We start from the raw sequence: 22,232 nt of genomic DNA, 5'->3' as shown, positions 1-22,232 counted from the left end.
TGCCCTCCGTTCCAGACGCTCATCGTCTACGAGGCCTGTCTTCCCGAAGTCTCACCACTTCAGCCGCTTCCGGATATGCGGTTACAGCGCGCAACGTGTCACCTACCGTCTTGTATTTTTTCCAGAAACGCTCGAGTGCAGCCATCCCACCTGCCGCCATAACGGCCTGAATGCAAGCTGCGTGAGATGCCACCAATGCGCGCACTTGCGTCTCGAGTTTCACAACGTCCTCGGCCTTGTCATCAAGCCTCTCCGCCAGCGACCGAGCACGCTCTACATGCGGATTAAGCGTCGTACGTAATTGCATCTGCCGCGCCTGGGCTTGTTGAATTAGCTTCATCCGTTCGGTATCACGTGTGAAGGCCGACGCGTTGCGCAGCGAAGGGTGGCGCCTCGCGACTTCGCGAACGGTGATATCAATATCCGATGCTAGGAGAGTGTCTAGCACTCCTGATAGTTCAGTGTTGTTGTCGTCAGCTCGCGGTTTCATGCAAACACATCCTCTTCCGGTTCAGAGTAGTCTCGTCCGCCAGGAAACACGATTGCCCCGGGCTGCGCACTAAGTGCTGCATCAACCCCCGCAAGAAGCTCGTCTGCGTGAGCAATTTGGTTCTTCCGTCCAATCGAATTCGCCGGTTTGGCCGCAGCCCTTTCCCGCATCATGGACAGCTTGCCGCGCAATTCTTCCAGCGTGATGCGATGCTCCGGCAGACCGCTCGGAACGTAGCGTTTGCATCTGTGGAAGCACTTCAGATGCCGCACACAGGGATTCACCGCAAAGCTGGTAGTACAGAAGCCGTAAGGGGTCACGTGGAATCCGTCTGACGTCGCTGCCAAATACGTGAACGCCGCCTCGTCGCCATGCTCCTGCTGGATTTTTTTGAAGGATTCGGCGACGTGACTAAGCCCAACGAAACCTGACATGACCATTTTCGCCACCGTCTCCTGGACGCTTCCCGGAGCGATGATTGCCTGTGCGCTTTTTGGCAACTCAATGAAGGCCAGTTGCTCGCCCAAACTCCTGTGGTCATATTCGTGACTTTGCACGACGGTCGTCCTTCCAAAGTGCTGCGTAATGACGGTGTCAGGTATGTTGAGCCGGAAGTATTCTGTGTTCATGAGGTGCCGCAGTGAGTGCGCGTTCACCTTCAGACGTTCAAGATTGGGACCTTTTCCATACCGCATAAAGATGGTGCTCATCCCTTCATCGTGGTAGCTCAGAAATGCAAAGAAGGAAGACTCTGCTGCGACCTCGACAACCTCGTCGTCTGGAATGACCGGCGGCAACTCTCCAGTCCCATGGAAGATGACGAGAAACAGAAGGTCTGCTACCGAAAGCTCATCACCATCTAGTGTCTTGAATCGCCGCGAGCCCTCAGGATTGCGCTCCAGTGCGGCGCGGAGAGACGTGGTCGCGGCTAATGCACCCTCCACGGCCTCAACGACGATGCGATGAAATTTCTCAGGCACGAACTGATGGTCTTCTACGAGCACGCCAGGCTGTCCTTCGCGCCGCTTTTCGCCGAAATAACGTAGCCTAAGCGTGCGGCTGACTCCGCCAATTTCGCTGGCATCACTCCCTGTTACAACATCCACATGTGTCTCCCAGCAAAGGCAGTCTGCTGGAAGCATCAGAACTTCGTTAATCCGCAGGCCGGTAAACATGAGCAAGCGAAGGGCGTAGAAGCGAATGCGGTCTTGGTGCCCAACAGGAGTTTCTTGAAAGACGATGCGAACCAGTTCATGCAGCGATTTCGGGTCGGGCAGTTTCTCCGAGTAGCGGCGTTCGTCCAAGTTGGACTGAAGGCGCGTCGCTGACTTCTTGCGGACCTCGGCTGCAACCGGCACATTTTCAGACAGCATGTTCTCGTTTATTACAGTCACGAGCACGCTGAGCGCCGCCATCGTCTTGTCGTCCCATTCCTTGAGCGACATGAATCGATTGAAGTCATCTGTGTTCAACTCCCAAGGAGCCTTGCGCACAACAGAGAAGAATTTGCGCCAGACCAACGCCTCGTGCCGAACGCTCCGTGGCACGATGTGCCGCTTACATCGGTAACCGATGACCGCTTTAATAAACTCTTGGACGTCGTGGCTCAGCACCCGCCCTTCCGGCAAATGGGCGAGGGCCCATCCTGCCTCAATGGCTGCTTCGCGTACGTCCTCGAGAATCGCAAAGCCATTCGTACGGGACGCAAATCGTGAATGGCTGTTGGACAGCAAACGTAGGTCCCAATCGGCTTCATCGTGAACGGTACCATCGTCGGCAACAAGAATCGCCCACGTGACGCCTTTCGATTCCACAAAGCGACGCATACGTGCGACGAAGTCGGCATAGCTGGAAGGCTGGCCATTTGACAACGTTCGCTTCAAAGATAGCTTAGCCACGGGAGGCTCCGAGAATTCGCCGAGAGTCATCCAGTGCCCTTTGCGCGCCGGCAAGAGCTTTCCTCATTTGAAGGTATGAGGAGCTCGTATCGTCGCCAGCTTTCACGAATACCAGGACTTGTTCGCGCATACCTGCTATCGCTTCCATGTGTGCCGCTGGACTCAATGCAGGAATGTACTTGTGGCACCCGTAGCAGGAGATAACGGGGTCGTAGCGGCAGGCACTCTGCTTAGTGCGACACCGTCCAATGCCGGCGACAAGCCTGTCACCCACGATACCGCCGATTTGTTCGTCTTCTGCGACACGGCTGAGCTCTTCTACGGTCACGAATTCACCGAACGCCATCGACACCATGCTGTCGTACAGCTTTGACGCCCCCAGCGCCTCGTTAATGAGGTTTCCTTGGAGGCGGCTTGCTTTGACATATGAATTTGCGGCGTTGTCGTTAGCGTGCCCCAAGAACCATCGAATGCTCTTACGACTGTGCCCGGAATCGGCTAAGGCTTGGGCCGATGAATGCCTAAGCTTGTTGATATTGAAGTCGACTTTTACGCCAACCTCTGCGCAGACCTTCCGAACCTTCGACCAAAGGTCCATGCCGTTTTCGGAGGAGAACAGGCGCGTTCGCCCTGCGCTCTTTGCGTACTCGAGCAGCAAGACGACGTGCCGCGCCCATTCCGGATTTACTTGGCGCAACATCTCCCCACCAACAGTTTCGCCGTCCTTTTGCTTCGCCTGATGGAAGGACACTAGGCAGACGGGGTCGCCTGACGCATCCACCAAACTATGAACATGCTCTAGCTTGATTGACAGTATTTGGACCGGCCGCATTCCGTGTTGGAACGCAAGCGCCAAGGCCGCCAAACCTTCGGCTTGCTGTTCAAGTAGCGCGGGCTCCAGTGCACGAGCATCCAAGACTCTAACCAGCTCGGCCTGTTGGGCAATGCTGAGGAGTGACTCCCGCCGCCGAATCTTTCCGCGCTGCGCCGCAATTGTTGCGTTGGCCCTCGTATCCAGCCCCTTGACCAAATCCTCGTAGCGCGTGCTCCACGCGCCCAAGGACGAGTTGATTACGAGCCTGAGGATGGTCTTGGCTGCTTTCGCCGTGTCGATATCGTGCACGCCTTCGTCCCAGCTCTGCTGTACGTGCAGTGGCCCTTCCTCAAGAAGGCGGGCGTAAAGCGTCCAATTGAGCAGGAGCGAGCGCGTGAACTTGTACACAGTGGAAGGAGAGCGCTCGACCTGCGTAAGCATCACCAACTTCTGCTGCAGCCCACGCACCGGTTCTGAGGGGAACCGGAACTCCTGCTTCTTTCCCTGCACCGACAGGGTCCAAACTTCGGCCCCCGCTTCGAGGACGGCCTCAGTATCCGCGTACTTGTCGTAGAGCCTAAAGAATCGGGGAGAGGCCGGCCACACCCAGTTCAAGAGACCGGGGGTGTCCCGCGTCGGTACGTGGATGGCTTCTTTTCGCTTTCGCTCACTCATTCGGCCATCCCTCTCAGAACACCCACGCGTTTGTCGAATACATCGCTCCACGACTTCATAAGGTCGTCTTCGATGGCGGCTCGCGCATACACAGCTGGCATCTCGGATTCGATTGCCCAACCGAAGAATGCCCTCATACGCTGGAAGGCTAGCTCTCTGTCCAGGTTCGCCGCGATGAACAACCCGTATCTCACAGTCGCGCACGTATGGCGCAGGTCGTGTGGAGAGATGCGTTTCTTGCCACCCGTTCGTTCTGTGAATCGTTGGAGGGCCGCCGGCAGGATTGCAGCGGAGAGCTGCGCAAGCAATTTATTCACGCTCGCTGCTGACAGCTCGACGCCGTCCTCGGCCGTGAGAAGGAACCGTGACTCACCGTCATCGTGGCGATGCTCGGCTACATACATCTCTATGAGGTTGGCAAGGTCCACGGATATGGGAACTTGGCGATGGGAGTCGGAGGTCTTGATACCCGGCTTCGATGAGCGCCGGTCCTCGTCATCGGTGGTTGTCACGTCCAACCAGTATTTGACCTCGCCAGACGCTCGGTCGAGGTCGTGCTTTAACGAGTCAACTGTCAGCAGGAGCGCCTCTCCTCGCCGCAAGCCGCAAAGAAGCAGCAGAAGCACGACCAACCAATTGCGCACCTGGATACCGAGGCTCTCGAAGGGATTCCGGCTCGCACCTGGTTCAGCTACAGCCAGAAGCTCGGTCAAGGTCACGTCAGGTAGTGCTCGAACGAACCTAAGTCGACCGCGTTTGGGGTCACGTATACGACCTGTCCCGGTCATCGCTGAGACGACCGAACGCCAGTCCTCGCGCCCTGTCAAACGCATTTGAAATCTGAGCCACTTCGCGCCTGATCGCGCAAAGTAAAACTGAGCCAGTCGTTACTTCTTCGATGACCAGACGTGACCGGCCTGGCGCTGCTGTTTCAGTCTGTAGCTGTCTCCTTTGATCTGGATGATGTGGGCGTGGTGCAGGATGCGGTCGAGCATCGCTGCAGTCAGTGTGGTGTTGCCGCCGAAGGTTTCGTCCCACTGCGCAAACGGAAGGTTGCTGGTCAGGATCATTGAACCGCGCTCGTAGCGTTTGGCGACGATTTGGAAGAAGTGGCTGGCCTGATCGCCCGAGAGCGGCAGATAGCCAATCTCGTCGACGATGAGCAACCTCGGGCCGAGAATGTTGTGTCGAAGTACCGCGTCGTATCGCTCCTGTCGGCGTGCGGCCTCGAGCTGCAACATTAGATCCGCCGCCGTAATGAACTTCGTCTTGATGCCGGCCTGCGTTGCGGCGTATCCGATGGCGATCGCGAGGTGCGTCTTGCCCACGCCTGACGGACCAAGCAACACGGCGTTCTCGCCTCGCTCGATGAAGCGCAGGGTGGCAAGCTCGTCGATCGTCTTGCGTGGGGCCCCGACGGCGAAGCTGTAGTCGTAGTCATCCAGTGTCTTGATAGCGGGAAACCCCGCCATGCGCACCAGTGTTTGCCGCGAACGCACTTGCCTCGTCTCTCGTTCGTGCGCGAGCGCGTTCTCGAGGAAGTCGAGGAAACTCCATTGCTTGGCCGCGGCGTCGCTGGCCAGAGCGATGTATCGGTGCATGAGCCCCTCGAGCTTCAAACTCTGGCAGTGCCCGTCGATGCGTTCCTGCTGCAAGTTCATGCGCGCACCTCGGTCAGTAATTGCTGGTAGACGGACAACGGGTGCTGGATCGACATCGCGGGATCAACGCGCGGCCGAGCGACGGCACGAGCCGGCAATCGGGGCACCGCGTAGCCTGGCATGTCGCGCAAGCAAGCCCGTTCTCGTTGCTCCAACAGAATCGCGGGTGCCAGCCCTGTAACCGGATGCACTCGCTGGTTGGCCACGTCGCGCAACCATTTACTCACCTCGACGTTCGCAGTCACGGCGTCGAGCATTAAGCCGGATTGCTTGAGCTGGCTCGCCAGCGGCACATAGAAATTGCCACGCAGATAGCGGTGGAATCGCTCGATCTTGCCTTTGGTTTGCGCGCGGTACGGTTGGCACAGTCTGGGCAGGAAGCCGTACCGCTTGGCCAGATCGAGCATGCCGGCGTGCCAGCGGTGTTGACCGTCGCCATATGCATCGCGCTCGACAACGATGGTCTTGGCGTTGTCGTAAAGGATCTCGCAAGGAACGCCACCCAAGGCTTCGAACAGCGCATGATGACAGGCGACCAGCGTCTCGGCGCGTTCATCGGTGGTGAAGCGTGCCCAGCGCCACCGACTGAAGCCGAGCGTGGCGGTGAAGGCGTAAAGCGGGTCGGTGCCTCGGCGGAAGACAACGAAATCGCACTGCATCTGCCGGCCGGGCTCGGTCTCGAATCTCACGACCGGATCCGGCTTCGGCACGGACTTATGCGCGTTCATGAAGGCCTGCAGGCTTCGCAGTTGGCCGTCGTAGCCGCGCGCACGCAACTCGCGCAATAGCGCCGGCGCGGCGATGACCTCGGGTGCTGCCGCGCTCATGCGCTCGAGGATGTACGCCTCGAACGTTCCGAGCTTGGTTGGTCGCGGTTCACGCGGCTTGTAGCGAGGCACTTCCTCGGCCGACAGGTACCGCGCCACCGTGTTGCGAGAAATACCCAGGCGCCGCGCGATCTCGCGCTCCGATACGCCCTGGGCTTTGAGCACATGGATTTGCATCCACTGTTCCTTCTGGAGCATCGCCAGCCTTTGCGCGCAAAAGGCTGACTGTACTGAAAGGTGGCTCAGATTTACTTCGCGCGAAGTGGCTCATTATTACTTTGCGCCCAACAGCCCCACCGCCCAGTAGCGCGAGAAGTGGAGAATGAACATCCGGACGGCATCCCAGCACTGAACGTCAGCAAACGTGTACTCCTTGTTCGAGGTCAATTCGACATAGAAGTCAGTGACCATCACGTGAACAAGCGAAGCATTGGCGTCACCGAGAGCGATATCGAGTGCCTCGGTGCCGAACCGGTCGTCGCAGTACAGATAAAGCCTGTCGAGGTGCCGCAACCGAGTCAGCTGTGTGTTTTCAGCCCAATTCTTGCCAGCGGTAGCTAACGACCAAACCGTCGACCAGAAGCGCGGGCGACCAAAGCATGCGGGGGATGTAACGATGTAAGGTGGATTAGCTCCGGTCTGGACGACGCTCATGTCCGTCTCTACAAACCGTAACTTTGAAGGAGGCGTACCGCCTCAGAGAAGTCGACCCGCGCGAGGTGCATTGCTAGGTCTACGGCACCGCCGCCGCCCTTGCGCTCGCGCGTATCCCAGAATTTTGGGCCGGTCAGGAGGAGTTCGAACTCATGGTTGCCATACCTGGCATGCCATCTACTGGAGAGAGAGGATTTGAGCGCGATATAGGACATATCGCGCTTTGCGTGGTCAGCGAGTGCCGTGAGCACGTCGACCGCAGGAAGCCCCCGCCAATGCAGGAGCAGAGACTTATCCACAGGCATTTCCTCCCCCGGACCCCCTCCTTGCTACTCGCCTATCAAAGATAGGCTGAAAAAGCAAAACCACAGAGGAATGCTAACGTCTAGGGGCAGGAAACGCAACAGCAGCTCTTGGTACACATTTAAATCAACTGCTCTACCAGATGAGCTAAGCCGGCGTAAGCGCGAGATTCTACCTCATTTCACGATCTTGAGGCGAGGTCTGTTGCCGCCTTTCGAGCCGTCGCCGTCGGTTTTCGGCGGTTCGTCAGCGCCTTCGGACGGCTCCTCGTTCGCGCCGCTGTCGACAACCGGCGTGAGCGCAGCAGGCGACTCGTCGCGCTGCACCTCATCCGCCTGCGCAGCTTCCTCGTCGAACGTACCCGAATCTTCGCCTTCACCTGCCACCGCGTCGACCTGGAACGCCATCCCCTGCCCGTTCTCGCGCGCATAGATCGCGAGCACGTTGGCAACCGGAATCTCGATCTTGTGCGCCTTCCCGGAGAACCGGGCAGTGAACTCGATCCACTCGTTGCCCATCTGCAACTGGCTCGTCGCCTCGAAGCTGATGTTGAGCACGATCTCGCCGTCACGCACGAACTGACGCGGCACGCGCGTCGAGTTGTCGACCCTCACCGCGATATGCGGCGTGTAACCGTTATCGGTGCACCACTCGTACAACGCGCGCAGCAGATAAGGCTTCGTTGAAATCTCTTGCATCACAATCCTCGAACCCGGAGCGGGCGCACGGCACGCCGCGCCGCCCTCTCCGTCTTGCCTTCATTGCATCATCAACGACGCATGACCTTTTCGGACGGCGTCAGTGCTTCGATATAGGCCGGACGGCTGAAGATCCGTTCGGCGTACTTCATCAGCGGCGCAGCATTCTTCGACAGCTCGATGCCGTAGTGATCCAGACGCCACAGCAGCGGCGCGATCGCGACGTCGAGCATCGAGAATTCCTCGCCGAGCATGTACTTGTTCTTCACGAAGATCGGCGCGAGCTGCGTCAGGCGATCGCGGATCGCGAGGCGTGCCTTCTCGTGATTCTTCTCCGCCGCCTTGCCCTTCTCGTTCTCGAGCGTGCTGACGTGGACGAACAGTTCCTTCTCGAAGTTGAGCAGGAACAGGCGCGCACGCGCGCGCTGCACGGGGTCGGCCGGCATCAGTTGCGGATGCGGGAAGCGCTCGTCGATGTACTCGTTGATGATGTTCGATTCGTACAGAATCAGGTCGCGCTCGACCAGGATCGGCACCTGACCGTACGGGTTCATCACCGAAATATCTTCCGGCTTGTTGAACAGGTCGACGTCGCGGATCTCGAAGTCCATGCCCTTCTCGAACAGCACCAGCCGGCAACGCTGGGAGAACGGGCAAGTTGTGCCGGAATACAGAACCATCATATTTGCGTTTCCTCAAAAAAGCCGAGGGCCGGCACGCGGCGAAACCCCTTTCACGGGTTCCGCCTTGCGCCGGCCCCACGCCGGTCAGGCGTGTTTACTTGATATCTTTCCAGTACGCGGCATTGAGCCGCCAGGCCAGGAAAGTCAGGACACCGAGAAAGATCAGCACCCATACGCCGAGGCGTTTGCGGGTCTGCTGGGCCGGCTCGGACATCCAGGTCATATAGGCCACCAGGTCGGCAACCGCAGCATCATAATCCACCGCGGACAGTGTCCCCGGCGTGACCTGCTGGAAGCCGACGAGCGTGTGGGCCTTCTCGCCCGTCTCCTCGTCCGTCTTGTCTTCGAATTTGGCGGTGCGCTGCCCCTGCAGTTGCCACAGGACATGGGGCATGCCGACGTTCTCGAACACCGCGTTGTTCCAGCCGGTCGGCCGCGTATCGTCGCGGTAGAAGCTGCGCAGATACGTGTACAGCCAGTCGCGGCCGCGCGCCCGCTCCTCGACCGACAGGTCGGGCGGTGAGGCGCCGAGCCAGTTCTTCGCGTCTTCGGGCCGCATCGCGACGGACATCGTGTTCCCGACCTTGTCGGTCGTGAACAGGAGATTCGTTTCGATCTCCTTCTGGGATATGCCCAGATCCGTCAGACGGTTGTAGCGCATCAGGTTCGCGCTGTGGCAGTTCAGGCAATAGTTTACAAACAATTGCGCGCCGTGCTGAAGCGAAACGAGATTTTCCGTGTTATCGGGCGCCCGGTCGAGCGGAAAATTACCTTCCGCCCGCACGGCCGGCGCCACCAGCAGCGCACACGCGGTCGCCCCGATCAGCGCGAGTGTCGAAAGCAGTTTCTTCATGTCGTTCTCTCCTCGCTCACGTTAATGGGGCTTGAAGCGCACCCGCTCCGGCGGCTGCTTGAACGTGCCAAGCGGCGTCCAGACGGGCATGCCGAGGAAGAACGCGAAGTAGATCAGCGCGCAAATCTGTGCAATCAGGGTCGAGGCCGGCGATGGCGGCCGAGTACCAAGGAATCCGAGGATCAGGAACGCGGCGACGAAGATCCCGAGGAACACCTTGTGGAACAACGGCCGGTAGCGGATCGACTTCACCGGGCTGCGGTCGAGCCATGGCAGGAAAAACAGCGTGATCACCGCCGAACCCATCACGACGACGCCCCAGAACTTCGACTCCGTCAGGGCCATGAACACGACGATCGCCGCGGCCAACACCGGCAGCCCGGCCTTCCACTTGCCGCGCGCGCGGATCAGCGCGAGCACGCCGAGCAGCGCGATCACGATCATCAGCACGATCTTGAACGGGTCGGTGGTCGCGCGCAGCATCGCGTAGAACGCGGTGAAGTACCAGACCGGCGCGATCTCGGGCGGCGTCTGCAGCGGGTTCGCCGGGATGAAGTTGTTCGCCTCGAGGAAGTAGCCGCCCATTTCCGGCGAGAAGAACACGATCAGCGCGAACACCATCAGGAACACGCACACGCCGAAGAAATCGTGCACCGAGTAGTACGGGTGGAACGGGATGCCGTCGAGCGGAATGCCGTTCTCGTCCTTCTTCGCCTTGATCTCGATGCCGTCCGGGTTGTTCGACCCCACTTCGTGCAGCGCGACGAGGTGCGCGATCACGAGACCGATCAGAACGAGCGGAATCGCGATCACGTGGAACGCGAAGAAGCGGTTCAGCGTGACGTCCGATACCACATAGTCGCCGCGAATCCACAGCGAGAGGTCAGGGCCGACGAACGGGATCGCCGAGAACAGGTTCACGATCACCTGCGCGCCCCAGAACGACATCTGGCCCCACGGCAGCAGGTAGCCGAAGAACGCCTCGGCCATCAGGGACAGGAAAATCGCACAGCCGAAGATCCACACGAGCTCGCGCGGCTTGCGGTACGACCCGTACAGCAGCCCGCGGAACATATGCAGGTAGACGACCACGAAGAACAACGATGCACCGGTCGAGTGCATGTAGCGGATCAGCCAGCCCCACGGCACCTCGCGCATGATGTACTCGACCGACGCGAACGCAAGCGTCGAGTCGGGCTTGTAGTTCATCGTCAGGAAGATGCCCGTGACGATCTGGTTGACGAGCACCAGCAGCGCGAGGGAGCCGAAGAAGTACCAGAAGTTGAAGTTCTTCGGCGCGTAGTACTCGGAAACGTGCTTCTTCCAGGTGGACGTGAGCGGGAAGCGCTGGTCGATCCAGCCGGTGAGACCTGTCGTGGAGACTTCTTTGTTGTCGGCGGCCATCACGCTTCTCCTTTCTCGTCCTTGCCGATCACGAGGGTCGTCGCCGACGTGAACATGTAGGGCGGGATGTCGAGATTCTGAGGCGCCGGCTTGTTCTTGAACACACGGCCGGCGAGGTCGTAGGTCGAACCGTGGCACGGGCACAGGAAACCGCCCGGCCAGTCGTCCGGCAGGTTCGGCTGCGGACCCGGCGTGAAGCGTTGGCTAGGCGTGCAGCCGAGGTGCGTACACACGGCCATCACGACGAGAATATTCTTGCGATCGGCCCGCGAGCGATATTCGTTCGCGCAATACGCGGGCAACGGCATCGAATACGGGGATTTCGTGGTCGGATCGGCCACTTCCTTGTCGGCCTTGACCACGTCGGACAGCATCGAATCGGTGCGATTCAGGATCCAGACGGGCTTGCCGCGCCACGGCACCGTGACCATCTCGCCGGGCTTCAAGCCGCTGATGTCGACCTCGACCGGTGCACCGGCCGCTTTCGCCTTCGCGGACGGCGCAAGCGACGCCGCGAAAGGTATGACGGTGGCTACGCCTCCTACGCCACCTGCTACGGATGTCGCAATCAGCCAGGTACGGCGGCCGCTGTCGACGCGTTTCTCTTCCTTGTCTCGCATCACACGCCCCACTTCTGAGTTGGATTTTCCGTCACGACTTTTCATTCCGCCGCTAGTTTGCGCGAATGGAGTCGCCATTTACAAGGCCCGGAGATGAAAATCCCTTCGAAGTGATTGATAGTTAAGGGTTTTCCCCACTATCGGAGCGATTAAATCATTTCACTTTTAAGCGTCTGCTTCATTGTGAAATTTCGATGCGCCGCCGCAAATCCGTCGTTCAGACCGGATTATGGATATCGATAAAAAGGTGTTCGAGATCGAATTCTTCGGACAAGTGGGTGCCAAGTGCCTGGATTCCGTAGCGTTCGGTCGCATGGTGCCCTGCCGCAACGAACGCAACGCCGCTCTCGGCAGCCGTGTGCGTCACGTATTCGGACACCTCGCCGGTCAGGTACACGTCGGCGCCGGCGTCGATCGCCGCGTCGAAATAGCTTTGCGCGGCGCCCGTGCACCACGCGATGCGGCGCAGTTGCATGTCCGGATCGCCGAGCACGAGCGGCGTGCGGCCGAGCGTGCGCTCGACCTTCGCGACGAAATGCTCGAGCGTGACGGGCATCGGCAGCGTCGCCATCCAGCCGAGGTCGCCTTCGCCGAAACGCTGCTCGCCGATCAGCCCGAGCTTCTCGCCGAGCTGCGCGTTGTTGCCGAATTCGGGATGCGCGTCGAGCGGCAGGTGGAACGCGAACAGGTTCAGGTCGTTCGCGAGCAGCAGCTTCAGGCGCTGGTACTTGCGGCCCGTGATCTGCGGTGCCTCGTTGCGCCAGAAATAGCCGTGGTGAACGAGCACGGCATCCGCCCCCCATTCGAGTGCGGCTTCGAGGAATGCGACCGACGCCGTCACGCCGGTGGCGATCTTCTCGATCTTGCGGCGCCCTTCGACCTGGAGGCCGTTCGGGCAATAGTCCTTGAAGCGGGCGGTTTCAAGGGTATTGTTCAAGTACAATTCAAGTTCGATCCGATCCATATAAACCTCTAATCCATTCAGATGCTTAGACGCTTCTGGCTGTTCTTCGCGCAGGCGGTTACCGTGCTGCTCGCGCTGATGTTCATCGTCGTGACGCTCAAGCCGCAATGGCTGCAACGGCAAGGACAGCTCGGCAAGCAGCTCGCCACGCCGATCGTTGCGCTGCGGGAAGTCGCGCCGGGCATCGGCGGCGCACCGGCGACCACGTCGTACGCGGAAGCCGCGCAGAAGGCGATGCCGGCGGTCGTCAACGTATTCTCCAGCAAGGACGGCTCGCTGCCGCCCGACCCGCGCGCGAAAGATCCGCTGTTCCGCTACTTCTTCGGCGACCGCAACGCCCGCAAGCAGCAGGACGAACCGGCAGCCAACCTTGGCTCGGGCGTTATCGTGAGCCCTGAAGGTTACATTCTAACGAACCAGCACGTCGTGGACGGCGCCGACCAGATCGAAGTCGCGCTCGCCGACGGCCGCACGGCCACCGCGAAGGTGATCGGCAGCGATCCCGAGACCGATCTCGCCGTGCTGAAGATCAACATGACGAACCTGCCGACGATCACGCTCGGCCGTTCCGACCAGTCGCGAGTCGGCGACGTCGTGCTCGCGATCGGCAACCCGTTCGGCGTCGGCCAGACGGTCACGATGGGGATCATCAGCGCACTCGGCCGCAACCACCTCGGCATCAACACGTTCGAGAACTTCATCCAGACCGACGCGCCGATCAACCCCGGCAACTCGGGCGGCGCGCTGGTCGACGTGAACGGCAACCTGCTCGGCATCAACACGGCGATCTACTCGCGCTCGGGCGGCTCGCTCGGCATCGGCTTCGCAATTCCCGTGTCGACCGCGCGCACCGTGCTCGAGAGTATCATCACGTCGGGCTCGGTCACGCGCGGCTGGATCGGCGTCGAGCCGCAGGACGTCACGCCGGAGATCGCCGAGTCGTTCGGGCTGCAGCAGAAATCGGGCGCGATCGTCGCGGGCGTGCTGCAGGGCGGCCCGGCCGACAAGGCCGGCATCAAGCCGGGCGACATCCTGGTTACGGTCAACGGCGAAGAAATCACCGACACGACGAAGCTGCTGAACGTGGTCGCGCAGATCAAGCCGGGCACGCCGACCAAGGTGCACGTCGTGCGCAAGGGCAAGGAGTTCGACGTGAACGTCGTGATCGGCAAGCGCCCGCCGCCGCCGAAGCAGACGCTCGACGAACAGGACAGCGATACCGAATGAGGTTCGACGGTCGGCACGCCACCGCCTGCCGACCGTTGGCGGAAATGAAAAAGGGCAGCCGGTTGGCTGCCCTTTTGCTTTGCATCGAACGCCTTGTTGCCGGCGGCATGGCCTCGCCCCGCTTTCCAGCTAACAACGCCACCGGGCCGCATCAGCAGGCATGGCCGAAAAAGGCCTGCCGCCGCGTGCCGCCCGGCAAACCCTCGTCAACCCGCGGCTTCGCCGTTCCCCGCCTCGCCTTCTTCTACCGGCTTCTTCGGCACGAAGAACCGCGCGGCCAGCAGCCCGATCTCGAACAGTACGACCAGCGGCAGCGCCAGCATCAGTTGCGAGAACACGTCCGGCGGGGTGACGACCGCCGCGACCACGAATGCGCCGACGATCACGTAGGGTCGCATCTCCTTCAGCTTCTTCAGGGACAGCACGCCCATCCGGACGAGCAGCACGACGACGATCGGCACCTCGAACGTGACCCCGAACGCGATGAACATCCCGAGCACGAAGCTCAGGTAGTTGTCGATGTCGGTCGTCATCTCGGCGCCGAGCGGCGCGTTGTAGTGCGCCATCACGCGGAAGATCGTCGGGAACACGAGGAAGTACGCGAACGCCATCCCGCACAGGAACAGGAAGTAGCTGCTGCCGACAAGCGGCACGACGAGCTTCTTCTCGTGCTGGTACAGCCCCGGCGCGACGAACGCCCAGATCTGGTACAGCACGATCGGCAGCGCGATCACGAGCGCGACGAGCATCGTGACCTTCATCGGCACGAAGAACGAGCCCGTGACGTCGGTGACGATCATCTTGCCGTCCTTCGGCAGGTTCTGCATCAGCGGCCGCGCGAGCAGCCGGAAGATGTCGGGCGCCCAGTAGACGAGCCCGAGGAACACGACGATCACGGCCAGCCCCGCGCGAATGATGCGATCGCGAAGCTCGACGAGATGGGAAATGAAGGTTTCTTCCGGGGCGTCGCCCGGTTTCTGCTGGGGGTCGCTCACGCCGGCCCTCGGTAGGATTGACGAGCGAGCATGCGCTCGGCTCAGAAGAAGCGCGTCGGCCGGCGCAGGCTGGCCGGCTGGTGGCGCGCGACACGCGCGGCGCCCGACTGCACGTGCGTGCGGCGGGTGGTCGCGCGCTTGTACCAGGCAGGCGTCGCCGCCTGCTTGACGCGCCAGTTGCGGCGTTTCGGCGCAAGCGCGGTACTACCGCGCCACGACGGCGCCGCCGGCGTGTCGGAACCGTAAGACCCCGCGTCGCCCGACGCTTCGTTATGGCCACCGACCGCGGAATGCCACGTGTCGTTCAGTTCCTTCTCGTGCTCGCGCAGGTTGTCGTGAATCGTCGTCTCGACATTGCGCGCGGCCGACTCGAAATCGGTCTTCATCGTCCGCAGCGCGTCGAGTTCGATTTCGCGCGAGACCTCGGCCTTCACGTCGTTGATGTACCGCTGCGCGCGGCCAAACAAAGCGCCTGCCGTACGCGCGACGCGCGGCAAGCGCTCGGGGCCGAGCACCACGAGCGCGACGACGCCGATCAGCGCCATCTTCGAAAGACCAAGATCCAGCATCGCGAATGCCTGTCAGCGGGCCGGCGTTACGCCTTGTTCGAATCGGAACGCGTCGTTTCCTTCGCGTTGACGTCGACCGAGCCCGAGCGCGGCAGTTGCTGCGCGTCCGCCGGCGTTTCGCCTTCCTTCATGCCGTCCTTGAAACCCTTCACGGCGCTGCCGAGATCGTTGCCGATGTTGCGCAACTTCTTCGTACCGAAAACCAGCGCGACGATCAGCAGCACGATCAGCCAGTGCCAAATGCTCAATCCACCCATGATGAAACCTCTCCTCAACCACACCGCTGCGCGGCGCAAATCGCCGGCGGCGCGCCGGCTTCGACTATCGGATGCGGGGAAACGCCCCGCGCCGTCAACCCATCCGCTGCCACGGGCGCGGGCCGGCCAGGATATGCGCGTGCAGGTGGTAGACCTCCTGCCCGCCGCCGGGGCCCGTGTTGATCACCGTGCGAAAACCGGTTTCGCCGCCCGTATACGCGACGCCGAGCTGGCCGGCGAGGCGCGCGACGAGCAGCATCAGCCGGCCGAGCATCGGCGCATCGCCGTCGCCCGCCGCCGACAGCGTCGGCAGGTGCCGGCGCGGAATCACGAGCACGTGCGTCTCGGCCGCCGGGCGGATGTCGCGGAACGCGACGAATTCGTCGTCCTCGTGCACCTTCGTGCTCGGGATCTCGCCTGCCGCGATCTTGCAGAACAGGCAATTCGGATCGTGACTCATGTTGCTCCTGCAGACACCCGCGCGCGGCCGGTCAGAACCAGGCCTGCGGATCGAGCGTCTTGTTGTCGTTCAGGTACAGCCAACCCTTGATGATACGGTACAGCGTCCAGATCCATGTGACAAACATCACTGCAAATCCGACCACCACGAACGCCAGCGCGAACCCGATCACGTACGCGATCAGCGCGCGCCAGAACGTGCGGATCTGCCACTCGAAGTGATCGGCGTACGGCGTACCGGCCACGTCGCCGCGCTTCACGTAGTTGATGATGATCGCGATGATGCCCGTCACGCCGCCCGTCAGCCAATGAAGCGCATAGAGGCCATAAAGCACGTGAGTCAGCGTGCGCAGCCCGTTCAGGCGCTCGGCGTCCGCGGCCCCCGGCACCGACGGCGGCGGAAACTGGCTTGGCGTATCGGTCATGATGCTACCCCCGTTAGATGACATTTCTTACAGCTTACCGCACTGTGGCCATCTCGCGACGATACCTGTCACCCGCCGTTTTCCTCGCGCTCGCGGCGCTTGCGCAACGCCTTCTCCTCGATGCCCGACAATCCTTCGCGGCGCTCGAGTTCGGCGATCACGTCGGCCGGGCTCAGGTCGAAGTGCGACAGCATCACGAGGCAGTGGAACCACAGGTCGGCCACCTCGCCGACCAACGCGGTCGGCGCGCCGCCCTGGCGCACGTCCTTCGCGGCCAGCACGACTTCCGTCGCCTCTTCGCCGATCTTCTTCAGCACCGCGTCGTCGCCCTTGTGGAACAGGCGCGATACGTACGATTGATCGGGATCGCCGCCCTTGCGGCTATCGATCACGGCCGCGAGGCGCAGCAGCGTGTCTTCGGTCGATTGCGTCATTTGTAGATATGTTCGGGATCTTTCAGCACCGGTTCGACCGCGACCCAGTCGCCGCTGTCGACGGTGCCTTCGAATTTCTGGAAGAAGCACGAATGCCGGCCGGTGTGGCACGCGATGCCCGACACCTGCTCGACCTTCAGCAGCACGACGTCCTCGTCGCAGTCGAGCCGCACCTCGTGCACGTGCTGCACGTGGCCCGACTCCTCGCCCTTGAACCACAGGCGCTTGCGCGAGCGCGAATAATAGACCGCGCGCTGCGTCTCGATCGTCTTCGCCAGTGCCTCGCGGTTCATCCACGCAAACATCAGCACGTCGTTCGTCGACGCTTCCTGCGCGATCACCGGCACGAGGCCGTTGTCGTCCCAGCGAACCTTGTCGAGCCACGCGGGCAGGGATTTCGTTTCCGTATTCATCACAACCTCACCGGGATGCCCTGGTCGGCCATGAAGCGTTTCGCCTCGCCGACCGTGTGCTCGCCGTAGTGGAAGATGCTCGCCGCCAGCACCGCATCGGCGCGGCCGTCCTTGATGCCGTCCGCGAGGTGCTGCAGCGAGCCGACGCCGCCCGACGCGATCACCGGCACCGGCACCGCGTCCGACACGCCGCGCGTGAGCGCGAGGTCGAAGCCCGACTTCGTGCCGTCGCGGTCCATGCTCGTGAGCAGGATCTCGCCCGCGCCGAGCTCGGCCATCTTGCGCGCCCATTCGATCGCATCCAGGCCCGTGCCCTTGCGGCCACCGTGCGTGAAGACTTCCCAGCGCGGCGTCTCGCCGTCGGCCGACACGCGCTTCGCGTCGATCGCGACGACGATGCATTGCGAGCCGTACTTGTCGGCCGCGTCGCGCACGAGCTGCGGGTTCGCGACCGCCGACGAATTCATGCTGACCTTGTCCGCACCCGCGTTCAGCAGGCGCCGCACGTCCTCGACGGCGCGCACGCCGCCGCCGACGGTCAGCGGAATGAAGACCTGCGACGCGACGGCTTCGATGATCGGCAGGATCAGGTCGCGCTGGTCGGAGGTCGCGGTGATGTCGAGGAACGTCAGTTCGTCGGCGCCCTGGTCGTCGTAGCGGCGGGCGATTTCGACGGGGTCGCCCGCGTCGCGCAGCTCGACGAAGTTGACGCCCTTGACGACACGCCCGGCAGTCACGTCCAGGCAGGGGATGATGCGTTTAGCTAGAGCCATGATGTTGCGCCAGTTGCCGCGACGGGGGCGGCCAGTTGCGGCCGGCCGGGCGGCCGGTTGCGGGCGTCTCGCACGAGACGCCCGGTCGGGGCAGCCCACGGGGCCGCCCCGGCGAAATCGACGACTACGATCAGGCGTTGTCGAGTTCGCCGTTCAGTTCGTCCGCACGCTTTTGCGCGGTCGCGAAATCGAGATCGCCGGAGTAGATCGCACGGCCGCAGATCACGCCTTCGACGCCGTGCTCTTCGACTTCGCACAGATTATCGATGTCCGTGAGGTTCGACAGGCCGCCGCTCGCGATCACCGGAATGCCGACCGCCTGAGCAAGCTTCACGGTCGCTTCGATGTTGATGCCCTGCAGCATCCCGTCGCGGCCGATGTCGGTATAGACAATCGATTCGACGCCGTAGTCCTCGAACTTCTGCGCGAGATCGATCACTTCGTGGCCCGTCAGCTTGCTCCAGCCATCGGTCGCGACCTTGCCGTCCTTCGCGTCCAGTCCGACGATGATGCTGCCCGCGAACGCGGTGCACGCATCCTGCAGGAAGCCCGGATCCTTCACGGCCGCCGTGCCGATGATCACGTACGACAGGCCGGCGTCGAGGTACTTCTCGATCGTCTCGAGGCTGCGGATGCCGCCGCCGAGCTGCACGGGGATTTCGTCGCCGACTTCTTCGAGGATCGCTTCGATCGCCTCGAGATTTTTCGGCTTGCCGGCGAATGCGCCGTTCAGGTCCACCAGATGGAGCCGCCGGGCGCCGAGATCGACCCACTTGCGGGCCATCGCCGCTGGGTTCTCGGAGAAAATCGTGGCCTGGTCCATATCGCCCTGTTTGAGGCGTACGCACTGACCGTCTTTGAGATCGATGGCCGGAATCAGCAACATAGCAATCGGGTGTCGTCTTGGAAGATGAAAAGAATCCGGCGCGTACCGGCCAATCCGGTACCGCGCCGTCTCGCTAGTTTAGTACAACTCTTTCGGCGCTTTGGCGGGCGAGCCCGGTACGACGGGCCTTTCCGGCCCGCCGACTGTGGCACGCACGCGACGTTCACGGTTTCCAGTGTACGAAGTTGCGATACAGACGCAACCCGACCTCCGCGCTTTTCTCGGGGTGGAACTGGGTCGCGAAGAGGTTATCCCGCGCGACCGCGGACGTAAACGGCGCGCCGTATGCCGTTTCGCCAACCGTATGCGCCGGGTTGTCCGGCGTCACGTAATAGCTGTGCACAAAGTAGAAATACGCGTCGTCGGGCACGCCGTCCCACAGCGGGTGCGGCTGCGCCTGGCGCACGCGGTTCCAGCCCATCTGCGGCACCTTGAAGCGCGAGCCGTCGTCCTGCAAGCGGCCGTCGAGCTCGAAGCGCACGACCTTGCCCGGCAACAGGCCGAGGCCCTTCGTGTCGCCTTCCGCGCTCCAGTCGAACAGCATCTGCTCGCCGACGCACACGCCGAGCAGCGGCTTCGTGCGCGACGCCTCGATCACGGCCTCCTGCAGGCCCGATTCGCCGAGGCAACGCATGCAGTCGGGCATCGCGCCCTGGCCGGGCAGCACGACGCGGTCGGCCGCGCGAATCGCGGCCGGCGTGTCGACGATCGCCACGTCGGCGGCCGGTTCGGCCTTCTTGAGCGCCTGCGCGACCGAGCGCAGGTTGCCCATCCCATAATCCACAATCGCAATCGAAGTTTTCATCTCAGTGCAGGCAGTAGCGCCCTCAGTCCATTGACGATGAATTCCACCGCCAGCGCCGACAGCATCAGACCCATCAGCCGCGTGGCGATGTTGATGCCCGTGCGGCCAATCCAGTTCGCGATCGGCTCGGCGAGCCGCATCGCGACGAAACACAGCAAAGCCAGGACCGCGCCGATCGCGACCAGCCCGGCCCGCTCATACCAGTGATGCGAGTTCGCCGCATAGATGATCACCGTGCTGATCGAGCCGGGGCCCGTGAGCAGCGGAATCGCCAGCGGCACGACCGCGATGTTGTCCTTCAGCTCGGCCTCGTGGCGCTCCTCCGGCGTCGATCGCGTGTTGCCGATCTGCGCGTTCAGCATGTTGATCGCCATCAGCAGCATGATGATCCCGCCGCCCACCTCGAGCGAACCGACCGAAATGCCGAAGAAGTCGATGATCTGCTGCCCGAGCAGCGTCGTCACCGTCATCACGCAGAACACCGACACCGACGCGATCCGGATCGTGCGGCGCCGCTCGTCGTCCGTCTGCTGCGCCGTCAGGCTCAGGAAGAACGGCACCGCGCCGATCGGGTTGATCAGCGCAAGCAGCGAAATGAACGATTTGAGCAGATCCATCGCAAGCCGGCGCCACGCGCCGAAGCCGTGAGCTTGTCCTTAGCGTCCGTCCGTTCGGAGTTTCAGAGGCTGCCCTTCGTCGACGGGATCTGCCCAGCTGCACGCTCGTCCAGCTCCACCGCCGCGCGCAACGCACGGCCGAAGGCCTTGAACACCGTCTCGAGCTGATGGTGCGCGTTGATCCCGCGCAGGTTGTCGATGTGCAGCGTGACGCCCGCGTGATTCACGAAACCGCGGAAGAATTCGATCGACAGGTCGACGTCGAACGTGCCGATCCGCGCACGCGTGAACGGCACGTGGAATTCGAGGCCCGGCCGGCCCGAGAAGTCGATCACGACGCGCGACAGCGCCTCGTCGAGCGGCACGTACGAATGGCCGTAGCGGCGGATGCCCTTGCGGTCGCCGATCGCCTTCGCGACGGCCTGCCCGAGCGTGATGCCGACATCCTCGACCGTATGGTGGTCGTCGATATGCGTGTCGCCATGCGCTTCGACCTCGAGATCGACCAGACCATGTCGCGCGATCTGGTCGAGCATATGGTCGAGAAACGGCACGCCGGTGGCCAGCTTCTGCTTGCCGGTGCCGTCGAGATCGAGCTTCACACGGATCTGCGTTTCGCTGGTATTGCGAACGACTTCCGCCACACGCATGGCAATTCCTTGATTGAGTCTGATGTAAATGGGGATTGATCGTCGCGCGCCGCCGCGCCCTGGGCTCAACCGGGCAGCGCGAGTTTCAAGGCGGCCAGCAGGCGGGCGTTTTCGTCGGGAGAACCGACGGTCAGCCGCACGCAATCGGCCAGCAACGGATGCATTTTACTCACGTTTTTGATCAGCACCCGCTCGGTGAGCAGCGCATCGAACACGGCGGCCGCGTCCGGCACGCGCACCAGCAGGAAATTGCCGGCGCTCGGGAACACCGTCGTGCCCGGCAGCGCGGCCACGGCCTGCGCAAGGCGCGCGCGTTCCGCGCGCAGTTCGGCCGCCTGCGCGTCGAGCACGTCGAGGTGGTCGAGCAGGAAATCGGCGGTCGCCTGGGTCAGCACGTTGATGTTGTACGGCGGGCGCACCTTGTCGAATTCGGTCAGCCACGCGGGCAGCCCGACGAGATAGCCGAGGCGGATGCCCGCGAGGCCGAGCTTCGACACCGTGCGCATCACGACGACGTTGTCGAACTCGGCGGCGCGCGGCAACCACGAGCGCTCGGCGAACGGCTGGTACGCCTCGTCGATCACGATCAGGCTGTGCCGCGCGGCCGCGACGATCCGCTCGACGTCGGCATCGTCGTACAGCGTGCCGGTCGGGTTGTTCGGGTAGGCAAGATAGACGATCGCCGGCCGGTGCTCGGCGATCGCCGCGAGCATCGCGTCGACGTCGAGCGTCAGGTCGGCCTTCAGCGGCACGCCGACGAATTCGAGCTGCGCGAGCTTCGCCGACAGTTCATACATCACGAAGCCCGGCACCGGCGCGAGCACCTTCGCGCCTGGCTGCGCGCACGCGACCGAGATCATGCTGATGATTTCGTCCGACCCGTTGCCGAGCAGCACGTCGCATGCGGCCGGCACGCCCATCGCGTGGCGCAGCTTGTCGAGCAGCGCGGCCGGGCGCGGCGCCGGGTAGCGGTTCAGCGCGACCTGCGCAAGACGCTCGCCGAGCGCCGTGGCGAGCGGTTCGGGCAGCGGATACGGGTTCTCCATCGCGTCGAGCTTCACGAACCCGCTCGCGTCCGGCACCGGGTAGCTCGTCATCGCGAGCACGTCGCGGCGGATGATGTCTTGTGGCGTCGTCATGGTCTCAAGCCGGCGTGCGTCGCGCCGGCGTCAAATGGT

At 62.3% G+C, this 22,232-nt stretch carries 28 protein-coding genes; 1 reads left to right on the top strand and 27 read right to left on the bottom strand.

Going from position 1 to position 22,232, the window contains the following annotated elements; all coding sequences use genetic code 11:
• Positions 1 to 19 precede the first annotated feature (19 nt).
• From CUJ89_RS37550 to CUJ89_RS02005, 14 genes are all read right to left on the bottom strand, one after another.
• Positions 20 to 490 (bottom strand): hypothetical protein, encoded by a 471-nt coding sequence (locus CUJ89_RS37550; RefSeq protein ID WP_152036569.1) that lies wholly within the window; start codon positions 488 to 490, stop codon positions 20 to 22.
• Positions 487 to 2,388 carry a hypothetical protein gene (locus tag CUJ89_RS02070; RefSeq protein WP_152036568.1) on the bottom strand — a complete coding sequence of 634 codons (1,902 nt, stop codon included), beginning with the start codon at positions 2,386 to 2,388 and terminating at the stop codon, positions 487 to 489. Before CUJ89_RS02070 ends, CUJ89_RS37550 begins: the two co-directional genes overlap by 4 nt.
• Entirely contained in the window at positions 2,381 to 3,877 is a 1,497-nt protein-coding gene (locus tag CUJ89_RS02065; protein WP_114175805.1) for a tyrosine-type recombinase/integrase, read from the bottom strand. Before CUJ89_RS02065 ends, CUJ89_RS02070 begins: the two co-directional genes overlap by 8 nt.
• The gene (locus CUJ89_RS02060; RefSeq protein WP_236654910.1) at positions 3,874 to 4,596 is read right to left on the bottom strand and encodes a tyrosine-type recombinase/integrase; all 723 of its coding nucleotides are present in this window, start codon (positions 4,594 to 4,596) and stop codon (positions 3,874 to 3,876) included. Before CUJ89_RS02060 ends, CUJ89_RS02065 begins: the two co-directional genes overlap by 4 nt.
• A gap of 168 nt (positions 4,597 to 4,764) precedes the next feature.
• Entirely contained in the window at positions 4,765 to 5,538 is a 774-nt protein-coding gene (istB, locus tag CUJ89_RS02055; RefSeq protein WP_114175276.1) for an IS21-like element ISBcen13 family helper ATPase IstB, read from the bottom strand.
• A complete protein-coding gene (gene istA / locus CUJ89_RS02050) occupies positions 5,535 to 6,563 on the bottom strand; it encodes an IS21 family transposase (RefSeq protein ID WP_114175274.1) in 1,029 nt (342 codons plus the stop codon). Before istA ends, istB begins: the two co-directional genes overlap by 4 nt.
• Before the next feature lie 75 nt (positions 6,564 to 6,638).
• Positions 6,639 to 7,019: a hypothetical protein gene (locus CUJ89_RS38170; protein WP_201752260.1), complete on the bottom strand. Its 381-nt coding sequence runs from the start codon at positions 7,017 to 7,019 to the stop codon at positions 6,639 to 6,641.
• 8 nt (positions 7,020 to 7,027) lie between these two features.
• Positions 7,028 to 7,324, bottom strand: a complete 297-nt coding sequence (locus CUJ89_RS02035; protein WP_114175803.1) for a hypothetical protein — start codon at positions 7,322 to 7,324, stop codon at positions 7,028 to 7,030.
• A 174-nt stretch (positions 7,325 to 7,498) separates the two neighbouring features.
• Positions 7,499 to 8,020: a ClpXP protease specificity-enhancing factor gene (locus CUJ89_RS02030; protein WP_114175801.1), complete on the bottom strand. Its 522-nt coding sequence runs from the start codon at positions 8,018 to 8,020 to the stop codon at positions 7,499 to 7,501.
• A 71-nt stretch (positions 8,021 to 8,091) separates the two neighbouring features.
• Positions 8,092 to 8,703, bottom strand: a complete 612-nt coding sequence (locus tag CUJ89_RS02025) for a glutathione S-transferase N-terminal domain-containing protein (RefSeq protein ID WP_006400565.1) — start codon at positions 8,701 to 8,703, stop codon at positions 8,092 to 8,094.
• A 94-nt stretch (positions 8,704 to 8,797) separates the two neighbouring features.
• Positions 8,798 to 9,556, bottom strand: a complete 759-nt coding sequence (locus CUJ89_RS02020; protein WP_114175800.1) for a cytochrome c1 — start codon at positions 9,554 to 9,556, stop codon at positions 8,798 to 8,800.
• A gap of 21 nt (positions 9,557 to 9,577) precedes the next feature.
• On the bottom strand, positions 9,578 to 10,960 hold the full coding sequence (locus tag CUJ89_RS02015; RefSeq protein WP_114175798.1) for a cytochrome b: 1,383 nt from the start codon (positions 10,958 to 10,960) through the stop codon (positions 9,578 to 9,580).
• The gene (gene petA / locus CUJ89_RS02010) at positions 10,960 to 11,580 is read right to left on the bottom strand and encodes a ubiquinol-cytochrome c reductase iron-sulfur subunit (protein ID WP_059236490.1); all 621 of its coding nucleotides are present in this window, start codon (positions 11,578 to 11,580) and stop codon (positions 10,960 to 10,962) included. Before petA ends, CUJ89_RS02015 begins: the two co-directional genes overlap by 1 nt.
• A gap of 217 nt (positions 11,581 to 11,797) precedes the next feature.
• Positions 11,798 to 12,544 carry a Nif3-like dinuclear metal center hexameric protein gene (locus tag CUJ89_RS02005; RefSeq protein ID WP_114175796.1) on the bottom strand — a complete coding sequence of 249 codons (747 nt, stop codon included), beginning with the start codon at positions 12,542 to 12,544 and terminating at the stop codon, positions 11,798 to 11,800.
• A 21-nt stretch (positions 12,545 to 12,565) separates the two neighbouring features.
• On the opposite strand from CUJ89_RS02005, the gene CUJ89_RS02000 reads away from it, so the two are divergent.
• Entirely contained in the window at positions 12,566 to 13,771 is a 1,206-nt protein-coding gene (locus CUJ89_RS02000; protein WP_048251399.1) for a S1C family serine protease, read from the top strand.
• Positions 13,772 to 13,977: 206 nt separating this feature from the next.
• Here the strand turns inward: CUJ89_RS02000 and tatC are convergent, their stop codons facing one another.
• The 13 genes from tatC to hisC form a co-directional block, all read right to left on the bottom strand.
• Positions 13,978 to 14,766, bottom strand: a complete 789-nt coding sequence (tatC, locus tag CUJ89_RS01995) for a twin-arginine translocase subunit TatC (protein ID WP_114175794.1) — start codon at positions 14,764 to 14,766, stop codon at positions 13,978 to 13,980.
• Positions 14,767 to 14,807: 41 nt separating this feature from the next.
• On the bottom strand, positions 14,808 to 15,335 hold the full coding sequence (tatB, locus tag CUJ89_RS01990; protein ID WP_114175792.1) for a Sec-independent protein translocase protein TatB: 528 nt from the start codon (positions 15,333 to 15,335) through the stop codon (positions 14,808 to 14,810).
• 26 nt (positions 15,336 to 15,361) lie between these two features.
• A complete protein-coding gene (gene tatA / locus CUJ89_RS01985; RefSeq protein ID WP_034183658.1) occupies positions 15,362 to 15,592 on the bottom strand; it encodes a Sec-independent protein translocase subunit TatA in 231 nt (76 codons plus the stop codon).
• Between the two features lie 94 nt (positions 15,593 to 15,686).
• Positions 15,687 to 16,052, bottom strand: coding sequence for a histidine triad nucleotide-binding protein (locus CUJ89_RS01980; protein ID WP_114175790.1), 366 nt, complete (start codon positions 16,050 to 16,052; stop codon positions 15,687 to 15,689).
• Between the two features lie 31 nt (positions 16,053 to 16,083).
• Positions 16,084 to 16,476 carry a DUF4870 family protein gene (locus tag CUJ89_RS01975; RefSeq protein WP_114175788.1) on the bottom strand — a complete coding sequence of 131 codons (393 nt, stop codon included), beginning with the start codon at positions 16,474 to 16,476 and terminating at the stop codon, positions 16,084 to 16,086.
• Between the two features lie 68 nt (positions 16,477 to 16,544).
• Positions 16,545 to 16,910 (bottom strand): phosphoribosyl-ATP diphosphatase, encoded by a 366-nt coding sequence (locus CUJ89_RS01970; protein WP_006485344.1) that lies wholly within the window; start codon positions 16,908 to 16,910, stop codon positions 16,545 to 16,547.
• Entirely contained in the window at positions 16,907 to 17,323 is a 417-nt protein-coding gene (gene hisI / locus CUJ89_RS01965) for a phosphoribosyl-AMP cyclohydrolase (protein WP_027783357.1), read from the bottom strand. Before hisI ends, CUJ89_RS01970 begins: the two co-directional genes overlap by 4 nt.
• A complete protein-coding gene (hisF, locus tag CUJ89_RS01960) occupies positions 17,323 to 18,096 on the bottom strand; it encodes an imidazole glycerol phosphate synthase subunit HisF (RefSeq protein ID WP_047899625.1) in 774 nt (257 codons plus the stop codon). Before hisF ends, hisI begins: the two co-directional genes overlap by 1 nt.
• Positions 18,097 to 18,226: 130 nt before the next feature.
• Positions 18,227 to 18,982: a 1-(5-phosphoribosyl)-5-[(5-phosphoribosylamino)methylideneamino]imidazole-4-carboxamide isomerase gene (hisA, locus tag CUJ89_RS01955; protein WP_114175786.1), complete on the bottom strand. Its 756-nt coding sequence runs from the start codon at positions 18,980 to 18,982 to the stop codon at positions 18,227 to 18,229.
• A 163-nt stretch (positions 18,983 to 19,145) separates the two neighbouring features.
• Complete coding sequence (gene hisH, locus CUJ89_RS01950) at positions 19,146 to 19,787, bottom strand: imidazole glycerol phosphate synthase subunit HisH (RefSeq protein ID WP_027783354.1); 642 nt, start codon at positions 19,785 to 19,787, stop codon at positions 19,146 to 19,148.
• Positions 19,784 to 20,404: a YchE family NAAT transporter gene (locus CUJ89_RS01945; RefSeq protein WP_114175784.1), complete on the bottom strand. Its 621-nt coding sequence runs from the start codon at positions 20,402 to 20,404 to the stop codon at positions 19,784 to 19,786. Before CUJ89_RS01945 ends, hisH begins: the two co-directional genes overlap by 4 nt.
• Positions 20,405 to 20,466: 62 nt before the next feature.
• Complete coding sequence (gene hisB, locus CUJ89_RS01940) at positions 20,467 to 21,054, bottom strand: imidazoleglycerol-phosphate dehydratase HisB (protein WP_114175782.1); 588 nt, start codon at positions 21,052 to 21,054, stop codon at positions 20,467 to 20,469.
• 65 nt (positions 21,055 to 21,119) lie between these two features.
• On the bottom strand, positions 21,120 to 22,193 hold the full coding sequence (gene hisC / locus CUJ89_RS01935) for a histidinol-phosphate transaminase (RefSeq protein ID WP_114175780.1): 1,074 nt from the start codon (positions 22,191 to 22,193) through the stop codon (positions 21,120 to 21,122).
• Between the last annotated feature and the right edge of the window lie 39 nt (positions 22,194 to 22,232).

The organism is Burkholderia pyrrocinia, from assembly GCF_003330765.1.
In the GTDB taxonomy this organism is placed as follows: domain Bacteria; phylum Pseudomonadota; class Gammaproteobacteria; order Burkholderiales; family Burkholderiaceae; genus Burkholderia; species Burkholderia pyrrocinia_B.
This window is presented reverse-complemented; position numbering and strand designations above follow the sequence as displayed.

Bases quoted from the DNA above. Each gene is read 5' to 3' on its own strand.
- CUJ89_RS02005 (WP_114175796.1), bottom strand. From the start codon at position 12,544: ATGGATCGGATCGAACTTGAATTGTACTTGAACAATACCCTTGAAACC.
- hisC (WP_114175780.1), bottom strand. From the start codon at position 22,193: ATGACGACGCCACAAGACATCATCCGCCGCGACGTGCTCGCGATGACG.
- CUJ89_RS02065 (WP_114175805.1), bottom strand. From the start codon at position 3,877: ATGAGTGAGCGAAAGCGAAAAGAAGCCATCCACGTACCGACGCGGGAC.
- CUJ89_RS02030 (WP_114175801.1), bottom strand. From the start codon at position 8,020: ATGCAAGAGATTTCAACGAAGCCTTATCTGCTGCGCGCGTTGTACGAG.
- CUJ89_RS37550 (WP_152036569.1), bottom strand. From the start codon at position 490: ATGAAACCGCGAGCTGACGACAACAACACTGAACTATCAGGAGTGCTA.
- CUJ89_RS01980 (WP_114175790.1), bottom strand. From the start codon at position 16,052: ATGAGTCACGATCCGAATTGCCTGTTCTGCAAGATCGCGGCAGGCGAG.
- istB (WP_114175276.1), bottom strand. From the start codon at position 5,538: ATGAACTTGCAGCAGGAACGCATCGACGGGCACTGCCAGAGTTTGAAG.
- CUJ89_RS02035 (WP_114175803.1), bottom strand. From the start codon at position 7,324: ATGCCTGTGGATAAGTCTCTGCTCCTGCATTGGCGGGGGCTTCCTGCG.
- CUJ89_RS02025 (WP_006400565.1), bottom strand. From the start codon at position 8,703: ATGATGGTTCTGTATTCCGGCACAACTTGCCCGTTCTCCCAGCGTTGC.
- hisB (WP_114175782.1), bottom strand. From the start codon at position 21,054: ATGCGTGTGGCGGAAGTCGTTCGCAATACCAGCGAAACGCAGATCCGT.
- istA (WP_114175274.1), bottom strand. From the start codon at position 6,563: ATGCTCCAGAAGGAACAGTGGATGCAAATCCATGTGCTCAAAGCCCAG.
- CUJ89_RS02020 (WP_114175800.1), bottom strand. From the start codon at position 9,556: ATGAAGAAACTGCTTTCGACACTCGCGCTGATCGGGGCGACCGCGTGT.
- petA (WP_059236490.1), bottom strand. From the start codon at position 11,580: ATGCGAGACAAGGAAGAGAAACGCGTCGACAGCGGCCGCCGTACCTGG.
- hisH (WP_027783354.1), bottom strand. From the start codon at position 19,787: ATGAAAACTTCGATTGCGATTGTGGATTATGGGATGGGCAACCTGCGC.
- CUJ89_RS01945 (WP_114175784.1), bottom strand. From the start codon at position 20,404: ATGGATCTGCTCAAATCGTTCATTTCGCTGCTTGCGCTGATCAACCCG.
- tatA (WP_034183658.1), bottom strand. From the start codon at position 15,592: ATGGGTGGATTGAGCATTTGGCACTGGCTGATCGTGCTGCTGATCGTC.
- tatB (WP_114175792.1), bottom strand. From the start codon at position 15,335: ATGCTGGATCTTGGTCTTTCGAAGATGGCGCTGATCGGCGTCGTCGCG.
- CUJ89_RS02015 (WP_114175798.1), bottom strand. From the start codon at position 10,960: ATGGCCGCCGACAACAAAGAAGTCTCCACGACAGGTCTCACCGGCTGG.
- CUJ89_RS02000 (WP_048251399.1), top strand. From the start codon at position 12,566: ATGCTTAGACGCTTCTGGCTGTTCTTCGCGCAGGCGGTTACCGTGCTG.
- CUJ89_RS01970 (WP_006485344.1), bottom strand. From the start codon at position 16,910: ATGACGCAATCGACCGAAGACACGCTGCTGCGCCTCGCGGCCGTGATC.
- CUJ89_RS38170 (WP_201752260.1), bottom strand. From the start codon at position 7,019: ATGAGCGTCGTCCAGACCGGAGCTAATCCACCTTACATCGTTACATCC.
- CUJ89_RS01975 (WP_114175788.1), bottom strand. From the start codon at position 16,476: ATGACCGATACGCCAAGCCAGTTTCCGCCGCCGTCGGTGCCGGGGGCC.
- hisA (WP_114175786.1), bottom strand. From the start codon at position 18,982: ATGTTGCTGATTCCGGCCATCGATCTCAAAGACGGTCAGTGCGTACGC.
- hisF (WP_047899625.1), bottom strand. From the start codon at position 18,096: ATGGCTCTAGCTAAACGCATCATCCCCTGCCTGGACGTGACTGCCGGG.
- hisI (WP_027783357.1), bottom strand. From the start codon at position 17,323: ATGAATACGGAAACGAAATCCCTGCCCGCGTGGCTCGACAAGGTTCGC.